13 protein-coding genes and 2 pseudogenes are annotated in these 17381 nt (G+C 37.8%); 4 read left to right on the top strand and 11 right to left on the bottom strand.

The features are described from left to right. Window positions 1-43: 43 nt before the first annotated feature. Window positions 44-1462, bottom strand: coding sequence for a dipeptidase PepV (gene pepV / locus ED2_RS05395; RefSeq protein WP_016177266.1), 1419 nt, complete (start codon window positions 1460-1462; stop codon window positions 44-46). 146 nt (window positions 1463-1608) lie between these two features. Between pepV and ED2_RS05390 the strand changes: the two genes are divergently transcribed. The 4 genes from ED2_RS05390 (at window position 1609) to ED2_RS05380 (ending at window position 4123) form a co-directional block, all read left to right on the top strand. After that, a complete protein-coding gene (locus ED2_RS05390) occupies window positions 1609-2439 on the top strand; it encodes an NAD(P)H-hydrate dehydratase (RefSeq protein ID WP_016177265.1) in 831 nt (276 codons plus the stop codon). Between the two features lie 17 nt (window positions 2440-2456). Further along, window positions 2457-2891 (top strand): acyl-CoA thioesterase, encoded by a 435-nt coding sequence (locus ED2_RS05385; protein WP_005875422.1) that lies wholly within the window; start codon window positions 2457-2459, stop codon window positions 2889-2891. 99 nt (window positions 2892-2990) lie between these two features. Then, window positions 2991-3167, top strand: a complete 177-nt coding sequence (locus ED2_RS15635) for a hypothetical protein (RefSeq protein ID WP_005875420.1) — start codon at window positions 2991-2993, stop codon at window positions 3165-3167. Window positions 3168-3454: 287 nt separating this feature from the next. Continuing rightward, a complete protein-coding gene (locus ED2_RS05380) occupies window positions 3455-4123 on the top strand; it encodes a GntR family transcriptional regulator (protein ID WP_016177263.1) in 669 nt (222 codons plus the stop codon). Window positions 4124-4358: 235 nt separating this feature from the next. Here ED2_RS05380 and ED2_RS05375 read toward each other — a convergent pair whose 3' ends face one another. The 10 genes and pseudogenes from ED2_RS05375 to ED2_RS05325 form a co-directional block, all read right to left on the bottom strand. Next, on the bottom strand, window positions 4359-5042 hold the full coding sequence (locus ED2_RS05375) for a hypothetical protein (RefSeq protein ID WP_016177262.1): 684 nt from the start codon (window positions 5040-5042) through the stop codon (window positions 4359-4361). Then, the gene (locus ED2_RS05370) at window positions 5011-7140 is read right to left on the bottom strand and encodes a hydantoinase/oxoprolinase family protein (RefSeq protein ID WP_016177261.1); all 2130 of its coding nucleotides are present in this window, start codon (window positions 7138-7140) and stop codon (window positions 5011-5013) included. The genes ED2_RS05375 and ED2_RS05370 overlap by 32 nt, the downstream gene beginning before the upstream one ends. A gap of 38 nt (window positions 7141-7178) precedes the next feature. Continuing rightward, window positions 7179-8515: pseudogene (locus tag ED2_RS05365) on the bottom strand (citrate transporter). Window positions 8516-8778: 263 nt separating this feature from the next. Next, a pseudogene (locus tag ED2_RS16315) lies at window positions 8779-8919 on the bottom strand (DUF3788 family protein); the annotation flags it as partial. A gap of 370 nt (window positions 8920-9289) precedes the next feature. After that, window positions 9290-10639, bottom strand: coding sequence for an NAD(P)/FAD-dependent oxidoreductase (locus ED2_RS05355; protein WP_016177258.1), 1350 nt, complete (start codon window positions 10637-10639; stop codon window positions 9290-9292). Between the two features lie 3 nt (window positions 10640-10642). Then, window positions 10643-11047, bottom strand: coding sequence for a hypothetical protein (locus ED2_RS05350; protein ID WP_229090079.1), 405 nt, complete (start codon window positions 11045-11047; stop codon window positions 10643-10645). Window positions 11048-11107: 60 nt separating this feature from the next. Next, a complete protein-coding gene (locus ED2_RS05345; RefSeq protein WP_016177256.1) occupies window positions 11108-12133 on the bottom strand; it encodes an AcpB/EbpR/MafR family transcriptional regulator in 1026 nt (341 codons plus the stop codon). 704 nt (window positions 12134-12837) lie between these two features. Next, entirely contained in the window at window positions 12838-15075 is a 2238-nt protein-coding gene (locus ED2_RS05340; protein WP_229109210.1) for an MSCRAMM family protein, read from the bottom strand. A gap of 174 nt (window positions 15076-15249) precedes the next feature. Then, window positions 15250-16412 (bottom strand): IS3 family transposase gene (locus tag ED2_RS05335; protein WP_123839725.1). Its coding sequence is split into 2 segments (ribosomal slippage): window positions 15250-16136 and window positions 16136-16412, totalling 1164 coding nucleotides; the frame shifts between segments, so codons are not numbered across the junction. Window positions 16413-16480: 68 nt separating this feature from the next. After that, entirely contained in the window at window positions 16481-17296 is an 816-nt protein-coding gene (locus ED2_RS05325; RefSeq protein WP_016177254.1) for a hypothetical protein, read from the bottom strand. Between the last annotated feature and the right edge of the window lie 85 nt (window positions 17297-17381).

The raw sequence follows: 17381 nt of genomic DNA, 5'->3' as shown, positions 1-17381 counted from the left end.
AACGAACCGTGACGGTTCGTTTCTTTTTGCTTTTAATCAATGATTATTTTGCCAAACGATAAATAGCATCTGCATAAATAGCCGTTGCTCTGAATAGATCGTCTAAACTCATAAATTCATTTGCTTGGTGCATTGTATCTGTGTAGCCTGGGAACATCGCACCGTAAGCAACACCACGTTTCAATAGACGTCCATAAGTTCCGCCACCGATGATTTGTTCATAACCTTCTTCACCTGTGTGATCTTTATAGACTTGTAACAATGTTGCAACCAATGGATCATCCATTGGTACATAGTGAGGTTCCATTACACGTGCACCACGAGTAACTGAAGCTCCTTCTTCTTTGACTGTTGCTAAGATATCACTTTCTAAGCCGTCAACAGTCACACCTTGTGGGAAACGGAAGTTCATGTTGATGAAGTTATCATCTTCTGTTCCATTTTCTTTAAAGGCAAATAAGCCAGCGTTCATTGTTAATTTACCCATTTTTTCATCTTCATATGCCACGCCAAGTTTTTCACCATAGAAATCTTCATGGACATACGCTGCTGCAACATGGATAAATTGTTTTGCTGAACCAATAAATTCATAGTTATCTAGGAAAAGAGCTAAGAATGTCCCTGCATTGATTCCTGCTTGAGGACTTGCTCCATGAGCGCCTTTTCCGATTAAGTCGATTTTTACATACGTATTGTCTGCTTCGATCGAACCGCTAACTGGATTTGCTTCAGTAAATTTATAGAATGCTTCTTCCATCGCAATCGCTGCATCCGCATCTGGTACTTGAAGAGCTGCAGTAGCTGTACCAGGGACCATATTTTCACGCAAGCCTGAAACAAAGGATTTCAATACGTAGTCACCTTCGTTATCGCCTTGGAATCTCAAAGCAAGTGATACATTTCCTTTTTCACCATTGATGATCGGGAACTCAGCATCAGGAGAAAAACCAAAATCAGGTTCTTCTTCATGTTGGAAATAATAAGCCATGTCGCCCCAGCCGCTTTCTTCATCACTACCGATAACGAAACGAACTTTTTTAGACAATTTCAAATCTAGTTCTTTAATGATTTTCATTGCATAATAAGCTGCCATACTTGGGCCTTTGTCATCACTTGAACCACGCGCAAAGATTTTGCCATCTTTGATTACTGGTTCATAAGGATCAGTATCCCAACCGTCACCAGCAGGTACAACATCCATATGGCCAAAAATCCCTAATGTTTCATCACCTTCACCAAGATCGATATGTCCTGCATAATTATCCACGTTTTTGACAGCAAAGCCATCACGTTCGCCATATGCTAACATGTGTTTCAACGCATCACGAGGACCAGGTCCAAAGGGTGCATCCGGTGTTACTTTTGAATCATCACGTTCACTGCTGACACGTAAAAGATTTTTTAAGTCTTCAAGCAAGTCTTCTTTACGTGCTTCTACTTCTTTTTGCCAATTGATTGTCATAAAGTTAATCCTCCACTCATTAAGTCTACCTGTTCATCATACCATAAATCGAAGAAAAAAATAGTTCAAAAAATCTGACAATTCCTAGTCCAAAGAGTGTTCCAACAAAAATATCTACGCTATAATACAAGAAAGGAGGCATTTCGATGATAATAGATGAACGTTTGGTACAACAAGTCATTACTCCACGTCCAGCTGAATCACATAAAGGGACATACGGCCGGACAGTTTTGATTGGCGGCAATGAACAATATGGCGGCGCAATCATCATGAGCGCTTTAGCTACAGTCAATAGCGGCGCTGGTTTGACAACTGTCATCACCGCTCCTAAAAATCACGCCCCCCTTCATGCCCATTTACCAGAAGCAATGTGTGTCGATTGGCATGATAAAAAAATGATTCTTTCCGTACTTGAAACAGCTGATATTTTATTGATAGGTCCCGGACTCGGCACTACTCCTGAAAGTTTCGATCTACTTGAGTTGATTTTAGCCCATCAAACTAAAAAACAATGGCTGATCATGGATGGTTCCGCTCTAACTTTATTTGCAAAGGAACAGCTAGAACTTCCTTATCCTAAACAAACAGTTTTCACACCACATCAAATGGAATGGCAGAGACTTACCTCATTAGCGATCGCTGATCAAACGAAAGAAAAAAATAGCATGAAACAGCGGGAACTAGGAACGACTGTCGTACTAAAAAGTCACCAGACGACTATTTATGGTCAAAAAATGATTTATCAAAATACCATAGGTTCTGCTGCAATGGCAACTGGTGGAATGGGGGATACTTTGGCAGGTACGATTGCTGGTTTTCTCGCCCAATTCCCCAAGAATGACCAGACAATCGCAGCGGCTGTCTATCTTCATAGCTATATCGGAGATCAATTAGCCAAATCACAATACGTTGTGCTCCCTACGCAAATCAGTCAGCACTTACCACAATGGATGCATCATTTCAGTCAAAAAAATTAAGATCAAGGAGTTATTTTATGGAACTGTTTACTGGATATATTCGAGAACCTTTTTATTATGAAACTGATCAGATGGGAATCATCCATCACAGCAATTACATTCGTTGGTTAGAAGAATCACGTGTGGCATTACTCGATTATTTAGGGTTCAGTTATAAAAAAATCGAAGAATTAGGACTGATCATTCCCGTACTTGAGGTCACTTGCCAATACAAAGAAATGGTCCGCTATGGCGAACCCATCCGTATCTTACCGAAAATCGCGAAGTATACGGGCACTCGCTTAGATTTCACCTATGAAATCTATGGTTTAGCAGATAATCAGTTACGAACTACTGGCTCAAGCAAACATTGCTTTTTAACTGCCGATACGCAACGATTAGTCAAACTCAGTCGTTTTGATACACAGTTGGATCACCTATTCAAAGACTACGCGCAGTTGGCGAACGAATGATTTCTCTCTACGCAAAAAACTTTCCTTTTATTTAAGAAAATCAGAGACTTTTTTCTTGTGTTATATAGGACAATTTGTATAATAAAGAGAAAAAAGCAGGTGATCATCATGTATGTTGTCAAAGTATTGCATGGTTACATTGATAAAACTGGCTGCCGCACACGAGAAAAGAACCCTGATAACTTGTTGATTTTCAAAGAGAAAAAAGACTCTGAAGCATTTGCTAAACAGATCGGCGGCCGTGTCAAACAACTGCATGAGATACGACCTGATTGATCATTTTGTTAAAAAATTGAGTCTCTTGTGAGGTTGGGACAGAAGTGTTTAACTCCGAGAAATAAGAAGAAATTCACGAAAATTGCTTTTTAAATTTTTGTGAATTTCGGCTTATTTCCGAAGGATTTGCTTCTGCTCCCACCGTTTATTCGTTTTTAGAGAATGAGACAAAAGTGTTTCTTACTTTTGTCCCATGCTTTTTTTGTTTGGACCTATTTCGCTCCTCTCTCTCCTGTAAACGATTTATGTTATAATACTTGTAAAACATTGTGTAGAAAGGAGCATTTATGGCTGGCACAAACTTACAACAACAGGCTTACGAAACAATACGTAAGCAGATTATTTATTCTGAGTTAGCACCTGGAAGCAGAATCTCAGACAAAGTCTTAGAAGAACAACTTGCCATCGGTCGCACACCGATACGAGAAGCGTTGATCCAGTTACGCAACCAAGAATTGATCAAAACGATCCCACAATCTGGAACCTTCGTGTCAAAGATCGACATTCGTTCTGCATCCTTAGCTCTCTATACTCGAGAAAAGCTAGAAAATCCTATTCTTCAAGAATGCAGCGCCAAAATGACCCCACAGGATCAATTGACATTAGAAGATATTTTGGAACAAACAGACCAAGCAATCATGATCCAAGATAAAAAATTATTTTTCTATTTAGATAAAGCGTTCCACCGCACCTGTTATAAAGTTGCTGAAAAATCAGAAATCTGGGATTGGATCGAAAGCTATAGTACACATCTTGACCGATTCAGATGGTTACGGTTGAGTATTACAGAACTGGGTTGGGGTCGTGTTTTAGATGAGCACCAAACACTCCTTCAATCCATGATCGATCATAACCTTGATGAAGTGAGTTTTCTTTGCAGCATGCATATGCATATGATCATTGAAGAACAGGAATATGTACGACAGGCTTACCCAGATTATTTTGAGAAAGATTAGATCAAGAGATGTGAGAAGGAGAATCGGTCAATTCCATTGAACAATTGAATTTCCCTTTAGATGGTTCATCAAATCTTAAAAACTCACATCCACCTCTTTAGCTCGCAAATACTATCAGACAAAAAAATCACTAAAAAAGACAGATGATCCCAAAATAGCAGCGCTAATTTTGAGAGTAACTGTCTTTTTTAATAGCCAAAATCGAACTATCCTGTTTAGCTACCTTTTTATTATTTCAAGCTTCGATTTTTCTTTGTTCAATCTCTTGTACTTCTGCAAATAATTTTTCACTCCGCTCTGGATCGTACGGCCAAACCATCGCTACCTCCAATATATATGGATGAAAACCAAACTGATTGATTTCCTGTGAAAAACTCATTGCGGCGATTTCACTCAGGGAACGAATCGTTGAATAATATTTGTAAGAAAAGATATGCCATAGTTCGATTTTCGTTTGTTGTGTATAGATCAATGGATCACTCATCTCGATATGATGGAATAATTCATGGGCCAAAATCGAATCAGTGATTTTGGTCGTTGTTAGATCTGGATGATCACTTTCTTGTACAAACCGTTGGATAGGTTCCAACATCAATCGGATACCCTCTTCTTTGTCATAGGTGGCAAAAGTTACACGTTCAGCTGTTGTTTCTGATTTACAGTGCACTACCTTAGTACCTAATATTCCACAAAGCTCCATGATGTTCTTATGGGGATATCTTTTTCGCAATGCCTGTGCCATTTGTTTCCCACACATGATTGCTTGTTGAATAAATTCTTTTCGTTGCTCTAAAGAGACTTTTTTTCTTAAAATATCTCTTTGGAATTGATAATACCCCCAACTTTCCTCTGAGATAGTAAACAACTCATTGAGCAATCGATTTAGTTTATGTTTGCTTGATGTTTCCAGCAACGACAATCACTTCTTCCCCTGGTTCCAAAGTAGAGATTTCCAGATCCATCAACAATTGTAGCTGTTCAAGATCCGTTGCAGTAAAGTCAGAGATCCTTGCCCCCAGACAGAGATAAAATTCTGGACGAGCAATCAGTTCCGTTTGATAAACTGCCATCTCTTCCCATAGTTTTTCTACCGCAGATAAATAATTGCCAGCAGTCGTTTTTAAGCAAGCAGCATTCCCTCGCTGTACTTTGATAAATCCCTTTTGATCGACGATACGGATCGCTCCGGCATTTTTCGGACGTTTTTTTTCACCCACCACATAAAAGAACGGTGTGCTTTCTATTACCTCGACTTCCGCTGTAGAAACTCGCATATCTTCAGCAGCTAACTCCAACGCTTCTGGCAGCGTGATCTCTTTTGTTAAATCAGTTGCTTTTACTTCTGTCGAACCCGTAGCAATAGCTGTGACTTTTGATGTTTGAGGATCAATTTCAACGTGGATCTCAATTGATTCCGGTGTTGCGCCTGATTCGATTGCTTTATTCATTGCCTCATTCTTCAATGCACGAATATCTTCTTTACTTGGAGATGGGATGATCCGTTCTACAACATCTCGTACCATCGCTAATGCAACACCGATCGACGAAATCACTTCCGCATTTTCAGGGATCGAATATTTTACACCCATTTTATTACTAAAATAAGTAATCAGTGAAGCAGCTCCGCCGCCTACACCTACCAATGAGATCTGATCTTTTTCTAAATGGTATTTTTCAGCTAACTCCAAGATAACTGGCTCGATTTTAGCATACGATTTTGCCATGATCTGTTCCGCAATATCTTCTACTGTAGTTTGACAATAATCTGCTAAAGCTTGTAGCGCTTTACGGGCAGAAGGGACATTCCCATAAGAAAAATGCTCTTCTTGCACTAATCCCAATACATTTGCTGCACAAGTATTTGTGATCGTTACTTCTTGGCCATCCTCCATCACGACTTTGACGTAGTCTGCCGGATCGCCTTCTTTTGGTGAAAAGAATACTACTTTCGGTCCTTTGATTTCTTCTGTCGGTGTAAATACAGCATAGTCCAAACCTGCGATATGCGCAGAACGTGGGCCTACATCAATGATCCCTGCTTGATTGGCGCGAACCATCGAACCACCTGCTACTCCTAACACTCGAACATCTAATGAAGAAATATAGGTTGGATGCCCACCAACGATCGAATAATCGATTGCCGGACGGCCGTTTTTGATGACACCGATATTAGTTGTCGTGCCCCCCACTTCAAAATAGACTCCGTTGGATGCCCGCAAGTACATCAATGACCCCATCACAGAAGCTGCTGGTCCAGAAAGCATTGTCAATACTGGGCGTTTTTTCATCTCGTTGATTTCCATAACGCCCCCATCACCACGCATGATCATCAAAGAAACATTGACCCCTGCTTCACGCACTGAATTCTCTGTAGAAGTAGCAGTATCTAGCATTTTAGGCAGAATAGAGGCATTGATTGCTGCCGTTCTCGTTCTTCTAGTCAATCCATATAATTTAGTGATATCAGATGCCATCGTTGTTGGAATGGCTTTACAAGAAGCAGCTTCATAAACAACACGTTCTGGCTCACCATTATCTACCCCAAAGGCCATCGAAGATACTAGTACCTCCGCTTTTTCTTTTTCTAAATTAGAGATCGTTTCAGCCACTCGATCCACATTCAAATGTTTTACTGGTAAAAAAGCATTGACGATTTCGATTTTTTTCTTGTTCCCTAGATCAATATCGTTCAATCGTGTTTGTCTTTTGGCTAAAAATCCTTCAAGACCGCCTTTCGACATGCCGATTACTCCAACTTTAGCTACATCTCCTTCAATCAATGCATTCGTTGCTTGCGTTGTCGAGTGAGCCACGAAAACCACATCATCTGGACTGATTTGATTCTCTTGTAAACAGTTTTGAAAAGACTGCACCACTCCTGCTGCCACCCCATTCAAATGATCATGTGTCGTCTTCACTGAAGACTTCCCAATAATTTCATGTGTGGCATAGTCGATTGCTACCGCTTTTGTATGTGTCCCGCCAACGTCGATCCCCATTCGTACAAACCGTTTCATCCGTCATTCCTCCATTTCATTTCTATTGTCACAATCTGTTAGAAGTTACCATACAATAAGAACGTGATCATACAGACAATTGCTCCAATTATCCAACCAGTTGGAATTGATTTTTTCATATACTCTCTTGAAGATACTTTTGTATATCCTAAGCCCCAAGCTACCCATGATTGCGTAATATCTAAATGCTGTGGCGCAATCGTCGTTGTTGCAAATAGCGGGAATAAGAAGGCAACGGGCATTGTTGGATTCACTGCTAAAACAACTGCTAGAATGGCTGAACCAGAACCCACTAAACTTAAAGGCCCACGGAAAAATCCAAGTGGTGTCAATATAGCAAATGCTATAGCCAAAACTAAAGGCGTTTTTGGAATAAAGTCCCCAAAAATTGCTGAGAAATAAGAAGAAGCATACGCAGCAGAATTATTGAACATCGCCAAAGTCATTAAAAAGCCAACCATCGGCGCAACATCTGTCGCTCCATCTGTAAATAATTTAGCAAATTGACGGCAGATTTCTTTATATCCTCCACGTAATTTTCCAGTAAATAATAATGCCCAGATTCCAGCAATCATAAATCCTAAAATGATTGGAATATCTAATAACACGACACCTAAAACTGGGATAAGTACTGCTAACCAAGAAATCATCGGTGCATCACCGCCATCACTTTGCACTTCAGCAGCCATTGCGTAACGTTTCTTTTTGTTCATTGATATATTAGACACAACTAAAACAACAATCAAACTTACAACCATACCAATCATTCCGATTTGGAAATAATCGTTATACGTATAGCTTTCTGCTGCCGGATTGAATCCAGCGTAGATCGTTTGATATTGCTTGAAGTTCACAATGTTAGCAAAAATCCCTGCCATGATCGAACCCATGAATGAAAACAATGCAATCGGAGCCGAAATCCCTAATGACATCAAGATAGGTAAAACAATTACTGCAATCGAGATAACTGGTCCGATCCCTGTCATAGACATAAAGATAATAGCAGTTACGATGCAAAGCAAACTCATCGTGATCCGTGGTTTATCTCCACCAAGTTCCACTACTTTTCGAATCAATGTAGCTGCTATACCACTATCCACCAACACTCGACCAAAGAAAGCACCAAAGAATACATTTACTAAAATCGACTTCGCATATTCTGCAGGACCGTTGCATAGATATGTGTCAATACATCGATCAATCCTTGACCTTCCATTGCTGGGTTAGGAGAAAAGTAATTACCTACTAACGCCAAACTCATCCAAACCGTTGCCATGATCGCTAAACCAACCATCAAGTTGTAACCCTTCACACAATACCAAACCATAAAGAAAAACGAAATAACTAATAAAATACCTATAATAATATCACTCATACTGCCCCTCCATTTTCTTTTTAACTAAATCAACAGAACACTCTGATATATCAGCTACCTCATTCTAACGAATTAAGTAATCGCTTACATTAAAATACGCGTATAATAGGTGCATATACGATTAAAAAACACTAATTATTATATATCTAAAATAATTTGCTGTTGGGAATCATCTACGTTCTCTTACGAAAAATAGGGAACAATATAGAAATAGAAGAGCGTGAATGTGGGACAAATCCGAAAATCAGGTTTGCTACAGAATCTCGAATAAACGGTGGGAGCAGAAGCAACTCCTTCGGAAATAAGCCGAAATTCACAAAAATTTGAAAAGCAATTTTCGTTCATTTCTTCTTATTTCTCGGAGTTAAACACTTCTCTCCCAGCCTCTCCCAAATAAACGGCATCCAAAAGTCAGTTTTTTCGGAAATTCCAAAAAAAAACGAGCAATACAAAAAACGTATTGTTCGTTTTTCTCTCCAATTTCTCAAACCTAAACGTGTCTCGATCTCTCTAAAATGAATAATCGACGGTACGAGGAGCAATCCTTCAAAAATAAGCCCACATTCACATAAATCTGAAAAACAATTTTCGTGAATCTCTTCTTATCTCTCTGAGCCAAGAAGCGGCCTCATCTTTTTTTATCTTGAAAGAGTTGCATCTCTCTCAGTTAATTGAACATTTACCGCATCCATTAGTTTTCCTTCTCCATGTATACCAAAACTTGCCTACTATTATGAACACTGTGGTCGGTGGGCATGAAATTCATAATGAAAGCTATCCTATGGCTGGTAAACTTTCTAAGGCAATTTGCTGAAGGTATCTTGCATAGGAAGTAAATTCTGGTTGGAAGTAGAAATCGGATTGAATGATATCGAATATATCCATTTTTGTTTGGATCATCAAAGATAACAAATTGATTAATTCAACTAAAATTTTTGATGTTGTCAAAAGCTCTGCACCCAATAAAATATTTGTTCCTTTTTCAAACATCAATTGTAATTTTAGCGTTTCTCCACCATCAACGGAGATTTCTTTAGTAACAGACACGCATTTTCGTTTATAAATAATCGTATCTATTTCTGTCATTCCACTACTTGCCAAGTAATACTCTCCAAATGTTGTTGCAATTGTCCGATTAGAAGACTGATATGGTAACTGATTATTGGAATAAATATTATAAGCGGCTACAAAACCACTACGTTGGGCTTGCGAAACAAGTGGTTTAAACACCCCACCAATTTCTAGTTGGGTTGAGAACAGTGGCTTTTCAAGCAAATCCCCTACTGCATAAATATTTTCTATAGATGTTTGAAGATAGTCGTTTACACTAACAGTATGATCAAAATTCAAATCAACCAGCCCTTCCAGTAGCTGCGAATTAGGTAAGGAACTGCTGGTAGATACAATCAAATCGACATTGGAAATTTTCTCGTTACTATGAAAAGTTAGCGTGTACGTACCCGTCTTTTTATCTTTATCAATTTTCTTTACAGTAGTATTCAGATTGAATGTAACATTATTCGGAATATTGGATAGTATGGGACGAATGAATTCTTCATCAAAATAGCCAGCAAGTGGATAGTCTCTTCGATCAATTAAAAATAATTCTTTTTCTTTCATCCAAGTATCTGCAAATTCCATCCCCACAAAACCAAGCCCAATCAATGCAATTTTCTTAGCTTTTTTGATGCGGTCTAACGCAAACGCAGATTCATTAAAACTTTTATACGTCAATATATCCTTCTTCTCACTCGTAAGGCTGAGGGGTATCGCAGGAGTCGACCCAATTGCGGCAATTAAGAAGTCGTAAGGTAGTTCTTGGGTAATTGTCGAACCATCGTTTATCATTGTACAGATTACCTTGATCTCATTTTTTTCAATTTTCAGTACCTCTGTACTTAGAAGAACCTTTACTCCTAAGTCCGTTAACTCTTTAGGAGAATAGTTATGCGCTTCTTCTAATTTTTGAATAATACCTTTGGAAACCAAATTAATGCCACTAGAAATAAAAGCAAGCGTCTGATTTTTCTCAATCAGCGTTACATCTATCCTTGGATCTAAAATTTTTAATGCTCTAGCAGCAGCCACACCTGCATGAGAACCACCAATGATTATACATTTCATTCACTAAACCTTCTTCTTATATATCTTTACTAGAATCTTCTGTATACGATCAGAATCATAGGTTGTTTCAATATCGGTCAACAGATAATAATAATCATGAGCAAATCGTTCTGTAGATACGATCAGATCTGTAATCAAAAGATCGTATTTTTGTTGTTCAGCTGCTTCTTCAATCTCAACATCAAAAAAATAATGCATCAAGTAGGTTAGACGAAAAAAGACACCTTCTTTGATAGAATAATCTTTATGGATAGAAACACCTATACGTATCTTTATTGAATAATTCTTTAGGATCTCTAAAAGGAGGTTGAAGTATCTTCGATAAACAAGAGACAATACTTCTGCAGTAATAAAATCAGAAAAACTCTCTTCAATGGAAGCAACCAACTTGTTTGAAATAGTCAGCAATCGTTGATAAATCTCCATGTTCGCTAAGTGAGAAATGCTTTTTCCTGAAAAATAGTAGAACTAACCACAAAATTTCGTGATTTTACAATGCAGATTCGTCAACGAATACTCAATTTCGCGCCTTGTTTCAATGGTTACTTTCTCTTCGTAATGAGGAAAGACTTCATGGACTCGTCTTAAAAATTCTTTATCCAGTAAGGCTACTTTTCCATTCGATTTGATTTCCTTTGTTCCGAGCGGTAAATATTTTGAATCATACAATTCGAAAGATACCATAAAAGAATACAAAATCATTATCTCATCCTCTCCGATCAGTAATGAATAATGATCCAAAATGGAGAGAAAGCTTTTCTTGATTGCTTTATACAGCGCTTGATTCTCAACTTCTAGATAATTTGCATCCATCGAAGTGTCGTTTAACAGTCTTATTCTTTTTATCGTGATATCTAGCCATATTCGCAATTTTATTTTTCCTTGGATGGAAAATTTATAGTTACTAAGCACTTCGAAAGTATTGATAAATGCATCCGCAAATGGATGTGTGCGTTCCTGAAACTTTAGAAGGTGCTGGTTAAATGTATACGCATTGACAGTCAGACTGTACAATAAGTATCGTATCTGTATCTCGTCTCCATGCATTTTTACATTTTTTATTTTGAGTTGAAACTCTTCAATTTTTGAGTTCAAAAGTTTTATTTTTCTAAAGATCGTCGCTTCACTAAGATACAAGCGAACAGCCAGTTGAGAAATCGATGAACTCTCAAAAGAAACTTTTTGAATGATTTGATAATTTATTGACCTTCTTAGAAATGTACTATAAATTTCAGAAAAGTCGATATTTTCTTCGGTATCCAACGTCAAAAGACCCGTCTCTGACGTATAATTTATGGCCACCTTACGATCAACATAAGTTTCTTTAAAAAAATCATTGAATAACCCTACTGCTTCCAATACCGTGTTTGCGTTTATTTTTAGAGAACGCCTGACTTCTGCACATGCAACCCCTTTCTCCCCCGCACTGAAGATCTTTCTTAGGATCTTCAATTGAATAGTTTCGCTATTATCAAGTAAATCATAAATATCCATACAAACCTCCCCAACAAGTTGTCATCATATTATTTCCAAAATTTTCTGAAAATTAAATGTGACAATATTCCTATTCTATCGATATAGCTAAATCATTTACATATGTTTCCCTTTTTCACTTTGTTACTCCAATATTTATCCTTTATATTAACACTATTTACCTGATTTTTTAGCCTAAATCGTAATAAAATGAATTAAATAACATTTTAAATCTCTTTAAAGGTATATTTATTCATTTTGCTATATTCGAACCGAGGTTGGGCTCTTGTTCCCATTATTCAATTATCAGCTTATTTGATGAACCGAAAATAGAAGCCATCTTGAAAATTTATTGTTTCCCATACCAAATTTTTGGTTAGCTTATCCATTTAGTATAGGAATGAATCATTTGAGCCTAAATTACAGAAGAAACTATCTCCTTTAAGAAGGTAATTTCTTCTGTAATTTTTCGATCATGTTCTTTTAAGTACTACATACAAATAATTGATATCCTCTAGATAGTTCATCTGACATTTTATACTTTACAAAAGGTGTGAATTGACTGCTCTAGACATAATTATAGAGATAGTTCTTTTGGGGAAGTTCAATCATGCAACGTTTATACCTAAAAGCCCACTAAATCAAATTCGAAACATTTAAACCAGTGGACTTTACTCACACCTTTCAACGGTCACTTTTTATATTCGATTTTGCGAAAAATTTACTTATTTTCCAGATTTAACTTTTTTCTTCATTAGTCCAAAGACACCTATACCAACAACTACTACTCCACCGATTAAAGGAACGATGCTATTTTTTTCTTCTCCTGTTTTAGGATAGGCTTTGTAGGTAGCATTATTAGGCGCTTTTGCTGTTCCAACAACTTTTGCTTTGCTGTGTGTTGCTGGTTTAGCAGAAGCCTTCGCTACTGTTTTTCCAACTGTTGATTTGCTCTTTGCTGCTGGTCTAGCAGGTGTTTTTGGTTGTTCGGCTTTATGTGGTACCACTGGTGTGCTCGTATCAAATTTTGTAACTGCCACATTTGAAGAGTCTTTGTCTAAAGTAAAGTTGACTGGGCTTGCATCTAATTCATATCCTTTAGGTGCTTTAGTTTCAACAAATTGATAGTGACCTACATCCAATCCGGCAATTTCAACTACACCATTCTTATCCGTGACTAAATCTTTTTTAATGATTTTACCTTGATCATCCAACAAGTTGAAGCTCGCTCCTGTTAGTAATTTCTTCGATTGACTATCCCGTTTTTCCAAACGAACCGAACCTTTTATCGCTTTGTTTATCTTTGTTAGATAAAGAGTATCCTTTTGATTCCGCATAATCGTAAATTCTACTGGCTTGGCATCAAGTTCATACCCTTTTGGTGCCTTGGTTTCGATAAATTGATAGTGCCCAGGACGTAAATTTTGAACGGCTAAGCGGCCGCTTTGAGAGGTTGTCATTTCTTCCATCACTGTTGTTTTGGTATCTTTATTGATCAATTTGAAAGTCGCCCCAGCCAATTTTGTTCCTGTACGACTATCCGCTTTATCTAAAACCACCGTTCCTTTAATCATACGATTTGTTTTTACTACTTGTAACGCTGTTGCTTGTGCTTTTGTGATCGTAAACTTAACAGGTGTTTTATTGATTTCATATCCAGTTGGTGCAACCGTTTCAACAAATTGATAGTCACCTGGCTCTAAGCTATCTACTGAGATTTTTCCTGATGCGTCAGTCGTCAAATCTGTTGTGATCGTTGTACCATCACTTTTTTGTAATTCAAATACCGCATCAGGCAATACTTCAGCTGTTTCAGCATCTTTTTTCGTTAAAACGACAGAACCTGGCGTTGCTTTGTTAGTAACCTTTACTTGTTTAGCTGTTGTTTGCCCTTTTTCGATTGTAAAGGCAATTGGTTGACTATCTAATGTATATCCAGTTGGTGCAGTTTTTTCAATAAATTGATAATCACCTGGCAAAAGTTTATCTACAAAAATCTCACCTGTTTTATCCGTAACTAATTGGTCTTTGACACGTTTTCCTGCTGCTGTATCCAATTCAAAGATCGCTCCGGGTAAAGTTTTCCCAGTATCTGCATCCACCTTACTCAACACGACAGAACCCAATGTTTCTTCATCGGTTGCAGTAACTTCTTTAGCCGTTGTTTGATTTTTTTCGATCGTGAATGGAATAGGATTGGCATCTAATGTGTATCCATTGGGTGCCTTGGTTTCGATAAATTGATAATCACCTGCTAGCAAATGATCCACTGTCACTGTCCCATCAACACCCGTTGTAACTGATTTAACAAATGTTCCATCCGCCTTTTGTAAATTGAAACTCGCGTTGGGCAACTTTGTTCCATCCTTTGCTGCCTTTTTTGTTAAAACAACACTACCGGTTTGTTGTACATCTTTGAAAACCGCAGTCCCTATTTTTCCAGCTTCAACAGTTACTGCCGCCGATGTAGTATTCAAACTATAGCCATCAGGCGCCTTGGTTTCAACAAAACTATAATTTCCAGCAGTCAAGCCAGCAACTGTCGCTGAACCGCTTGCATTAGTAGTAACGGTCTTAACTGTTTGATTGTTGGCATCTTTCAAATCAAAAGTCGCACCAGCTAAAAGTGCATCCGTATTTGCATCTCGCTTAAAGATTTTTGCTTGACCTTTATTCGCATAATCACCAAGTCCCATCCCACCAGCATCAAAAGTAAAAGTAGCGTGCGCATCATTAATTTTAGTATGGTTACTATCAAAAAGGGTTGCGTTATTTGTTACGCTGATTTCTAAACTATTCCCGTTAGGAGTAATCAAAGAACTAAAATTAGGATCATCGACAGATATCGTTGTTGTGTAATTAATCCCAAAGTCATCTGTATTCCCTTCTGGAATCGTAACGTGGATCTTGAACTTTCCATTCCCCTCATCATCAACCGAATCAAGGAGTGATTTTGTGCCCATAGCATAATTAATACTAGGACTTGAACCGTCCTCTCTCACATGAAGTTGGAATGGCAACAGTTTTTTTGACAAATTTTATAAGGTGCAGAACTTCTTTCCGTATGCTATTCCGATTGTCCTTGACAATGAGCCTCCTCGGATGTGACGATCTTCGGCAGGAGCTAACAGTTAAAGTTAGACTGCCTCGCTAGCGTTAGCACATCCGAGCTCATTATCAAGGATTCGCTGCGCCAATCTCTGGTTACGGTAACCAACCGGTGTCTCGTAGCCAAGTTTACCGTGCAACCGAAGGTGGTTCCACCAATTGACATAGTCAAATAACTCCAAATCCAATTGTTGTAAGGTTTCAAATGTGTATTGATAGACAAATTCTACTTTCAACGACTTATAAGTTGATTCAGCTACGGCATTATCAAAAGGACAGCCTTTATCACTCAATGATCGATTGATGTCAAAAGTTGTTAATAATTCATCAATAGCTTGGTTATCAAACTCTTTTCCACGATCAGTATGAAAAATCTCAACCTCTGTCAGAGGTTGTTTGATACGGCTAAATGCTTTTTTTACTAGAACGGCATCTTTATGTTCTCCACAAGAATAGCCGAGAATTTCTCGATTGAACAGATCCAAAATGAAACAGACATAATTCCATTTTTTCCCGACTCGTACATAAGTCAAGTCTGTTACGATCGTTTCTAATGGGTTGTCTCTTAAGAATTTACGATTCAATACGTTTGTCGTTTTGGCTTCATTGCAAGTAGAATGATGTACTTTAAAATAAGCAACAGTATAGCTCGATTTTAATCCTCTATTTTTCATGATTCTACTAATTTTTCGTCGGCTGATCTGAATGCCTCGTTTTGATAAGGCTTTTTTTATTTTTCTTGAGCCGTAGGCCTTTCGGCTGCGGATAAATTCTTCAGCGACTACTTCTTCAAGTTCTGATTCGTCTTTCTTTGGTTTTGATTGATAATAATAGGACTGACGTGATAGACCTAATATTCTGCACATCGCTGATATAGGGTAAAGATGCTTATTCGCATCGATTACTTGTCTCTTCGTCCGAATATCAGCGCTGCTTGCTTTAAAATATCATTTTCCATTTCTAATTGCTGGTTTCTTTTACGTAGTTCTAACAATTCTTTTTGTTCAGGCGTAAGATTATCTTTTTCTTTGAATGAACCACTCGTTTTAGATTGCTTTACCCATTTGTCAAATGCTGAAGCCGTTAGTTCATATTCTCGAATGATTTCTACACGTGGCTTTCCAGCTAAGTAAAGATTGACGATTTGTTGCTTGAATTCTTGTGAAAAAGTTCTTCGTATTCTCTTAGACATAAAAAGTCCTCCTGGTATGTTTTCTTCTAGTCTACACACCTTAATTTTTCTGTCTAGTTAATTGTAGCCTATCCAAGTTGCCCACTTGTAGGATAAAAACTGTCTTTATTTAAAGTAAGAAACGGGGTAGAAAGACTATCTTCAATTGTGTACTTACCTGGTGATAACTTATAGTGACTCAAACTAACCCACCATACATAAGTCAATATTTTAGTATCTGAGTGGTAATAGTAGTTACCATCTTTAGTTAGAGCATCTACTTTTGAAGGGTCTCCACTCTTAATTATAGATGGTACAGTAGATGCCCTCTTATTAATTACATAATGATGACCACTGAAATCAAAAGAACTACCGCTTCCATCATAGGTGATCGCTAGCTTCAATTTTATCGAACCCGTAATTTGTTCTGCTGGCATATCCTTGATAAACGTAAATTTCATTGGTACGTTGCCATCAAATGTCCCCTCAGCCATCACATCTCCAATGTTCTTATCCATCACCTGTACTTTGTAGGCTAACGGACCAGATAATTTAAAGACGCTAGGAATATCTGACAAGTAGAAATAATCTTCTGACTTAATTCCGGTTGAATTAGGAATAGAAAAATCATATGCCAAATCGAATGTCTCACTATCACTCGTATATGTTGTATCTGGTGGAACTACATTCCCATTCTGCAACAATTTCTCATTTGAATAAGTGATTGGTACTTCTTTTCCGATATCAGCAGCCTGTGTATTTTGACTGAAAACAGTGAGTAGACTTAATTGGCCAATAACCATGATCAACGTAATGATCAAATTTGCTGATTTTCCGATTCTATCCTTTGTTTTTCGTCTGAGTTGCTTGTCATTTTCTAATTCTGTTTTACTCAACTTTTTCAACCCCTACCCTCTATTTAAATTTAAAATATCCATTCATCTTCTGTAGATACCTCATCTTTTGATTTATCTATTTTTAGATGTGGAA

This window comes from Enterococcus durans NBRC 100479 = LMG 10746 (assembly GCF_001544215.1).
In the GTDB taxonomy this organism is placed as follows: domain Bacteria; phylum Bacillota; class Bacilli; order Lactobacillales; family Enterococcaceae; genus Enterococcus_B; species Enterococcus_B durans.
Note: the sequence above shows the minus strand (reverse complement) of the source record. Positions and strands in the feature narration are given on the sequence as shown.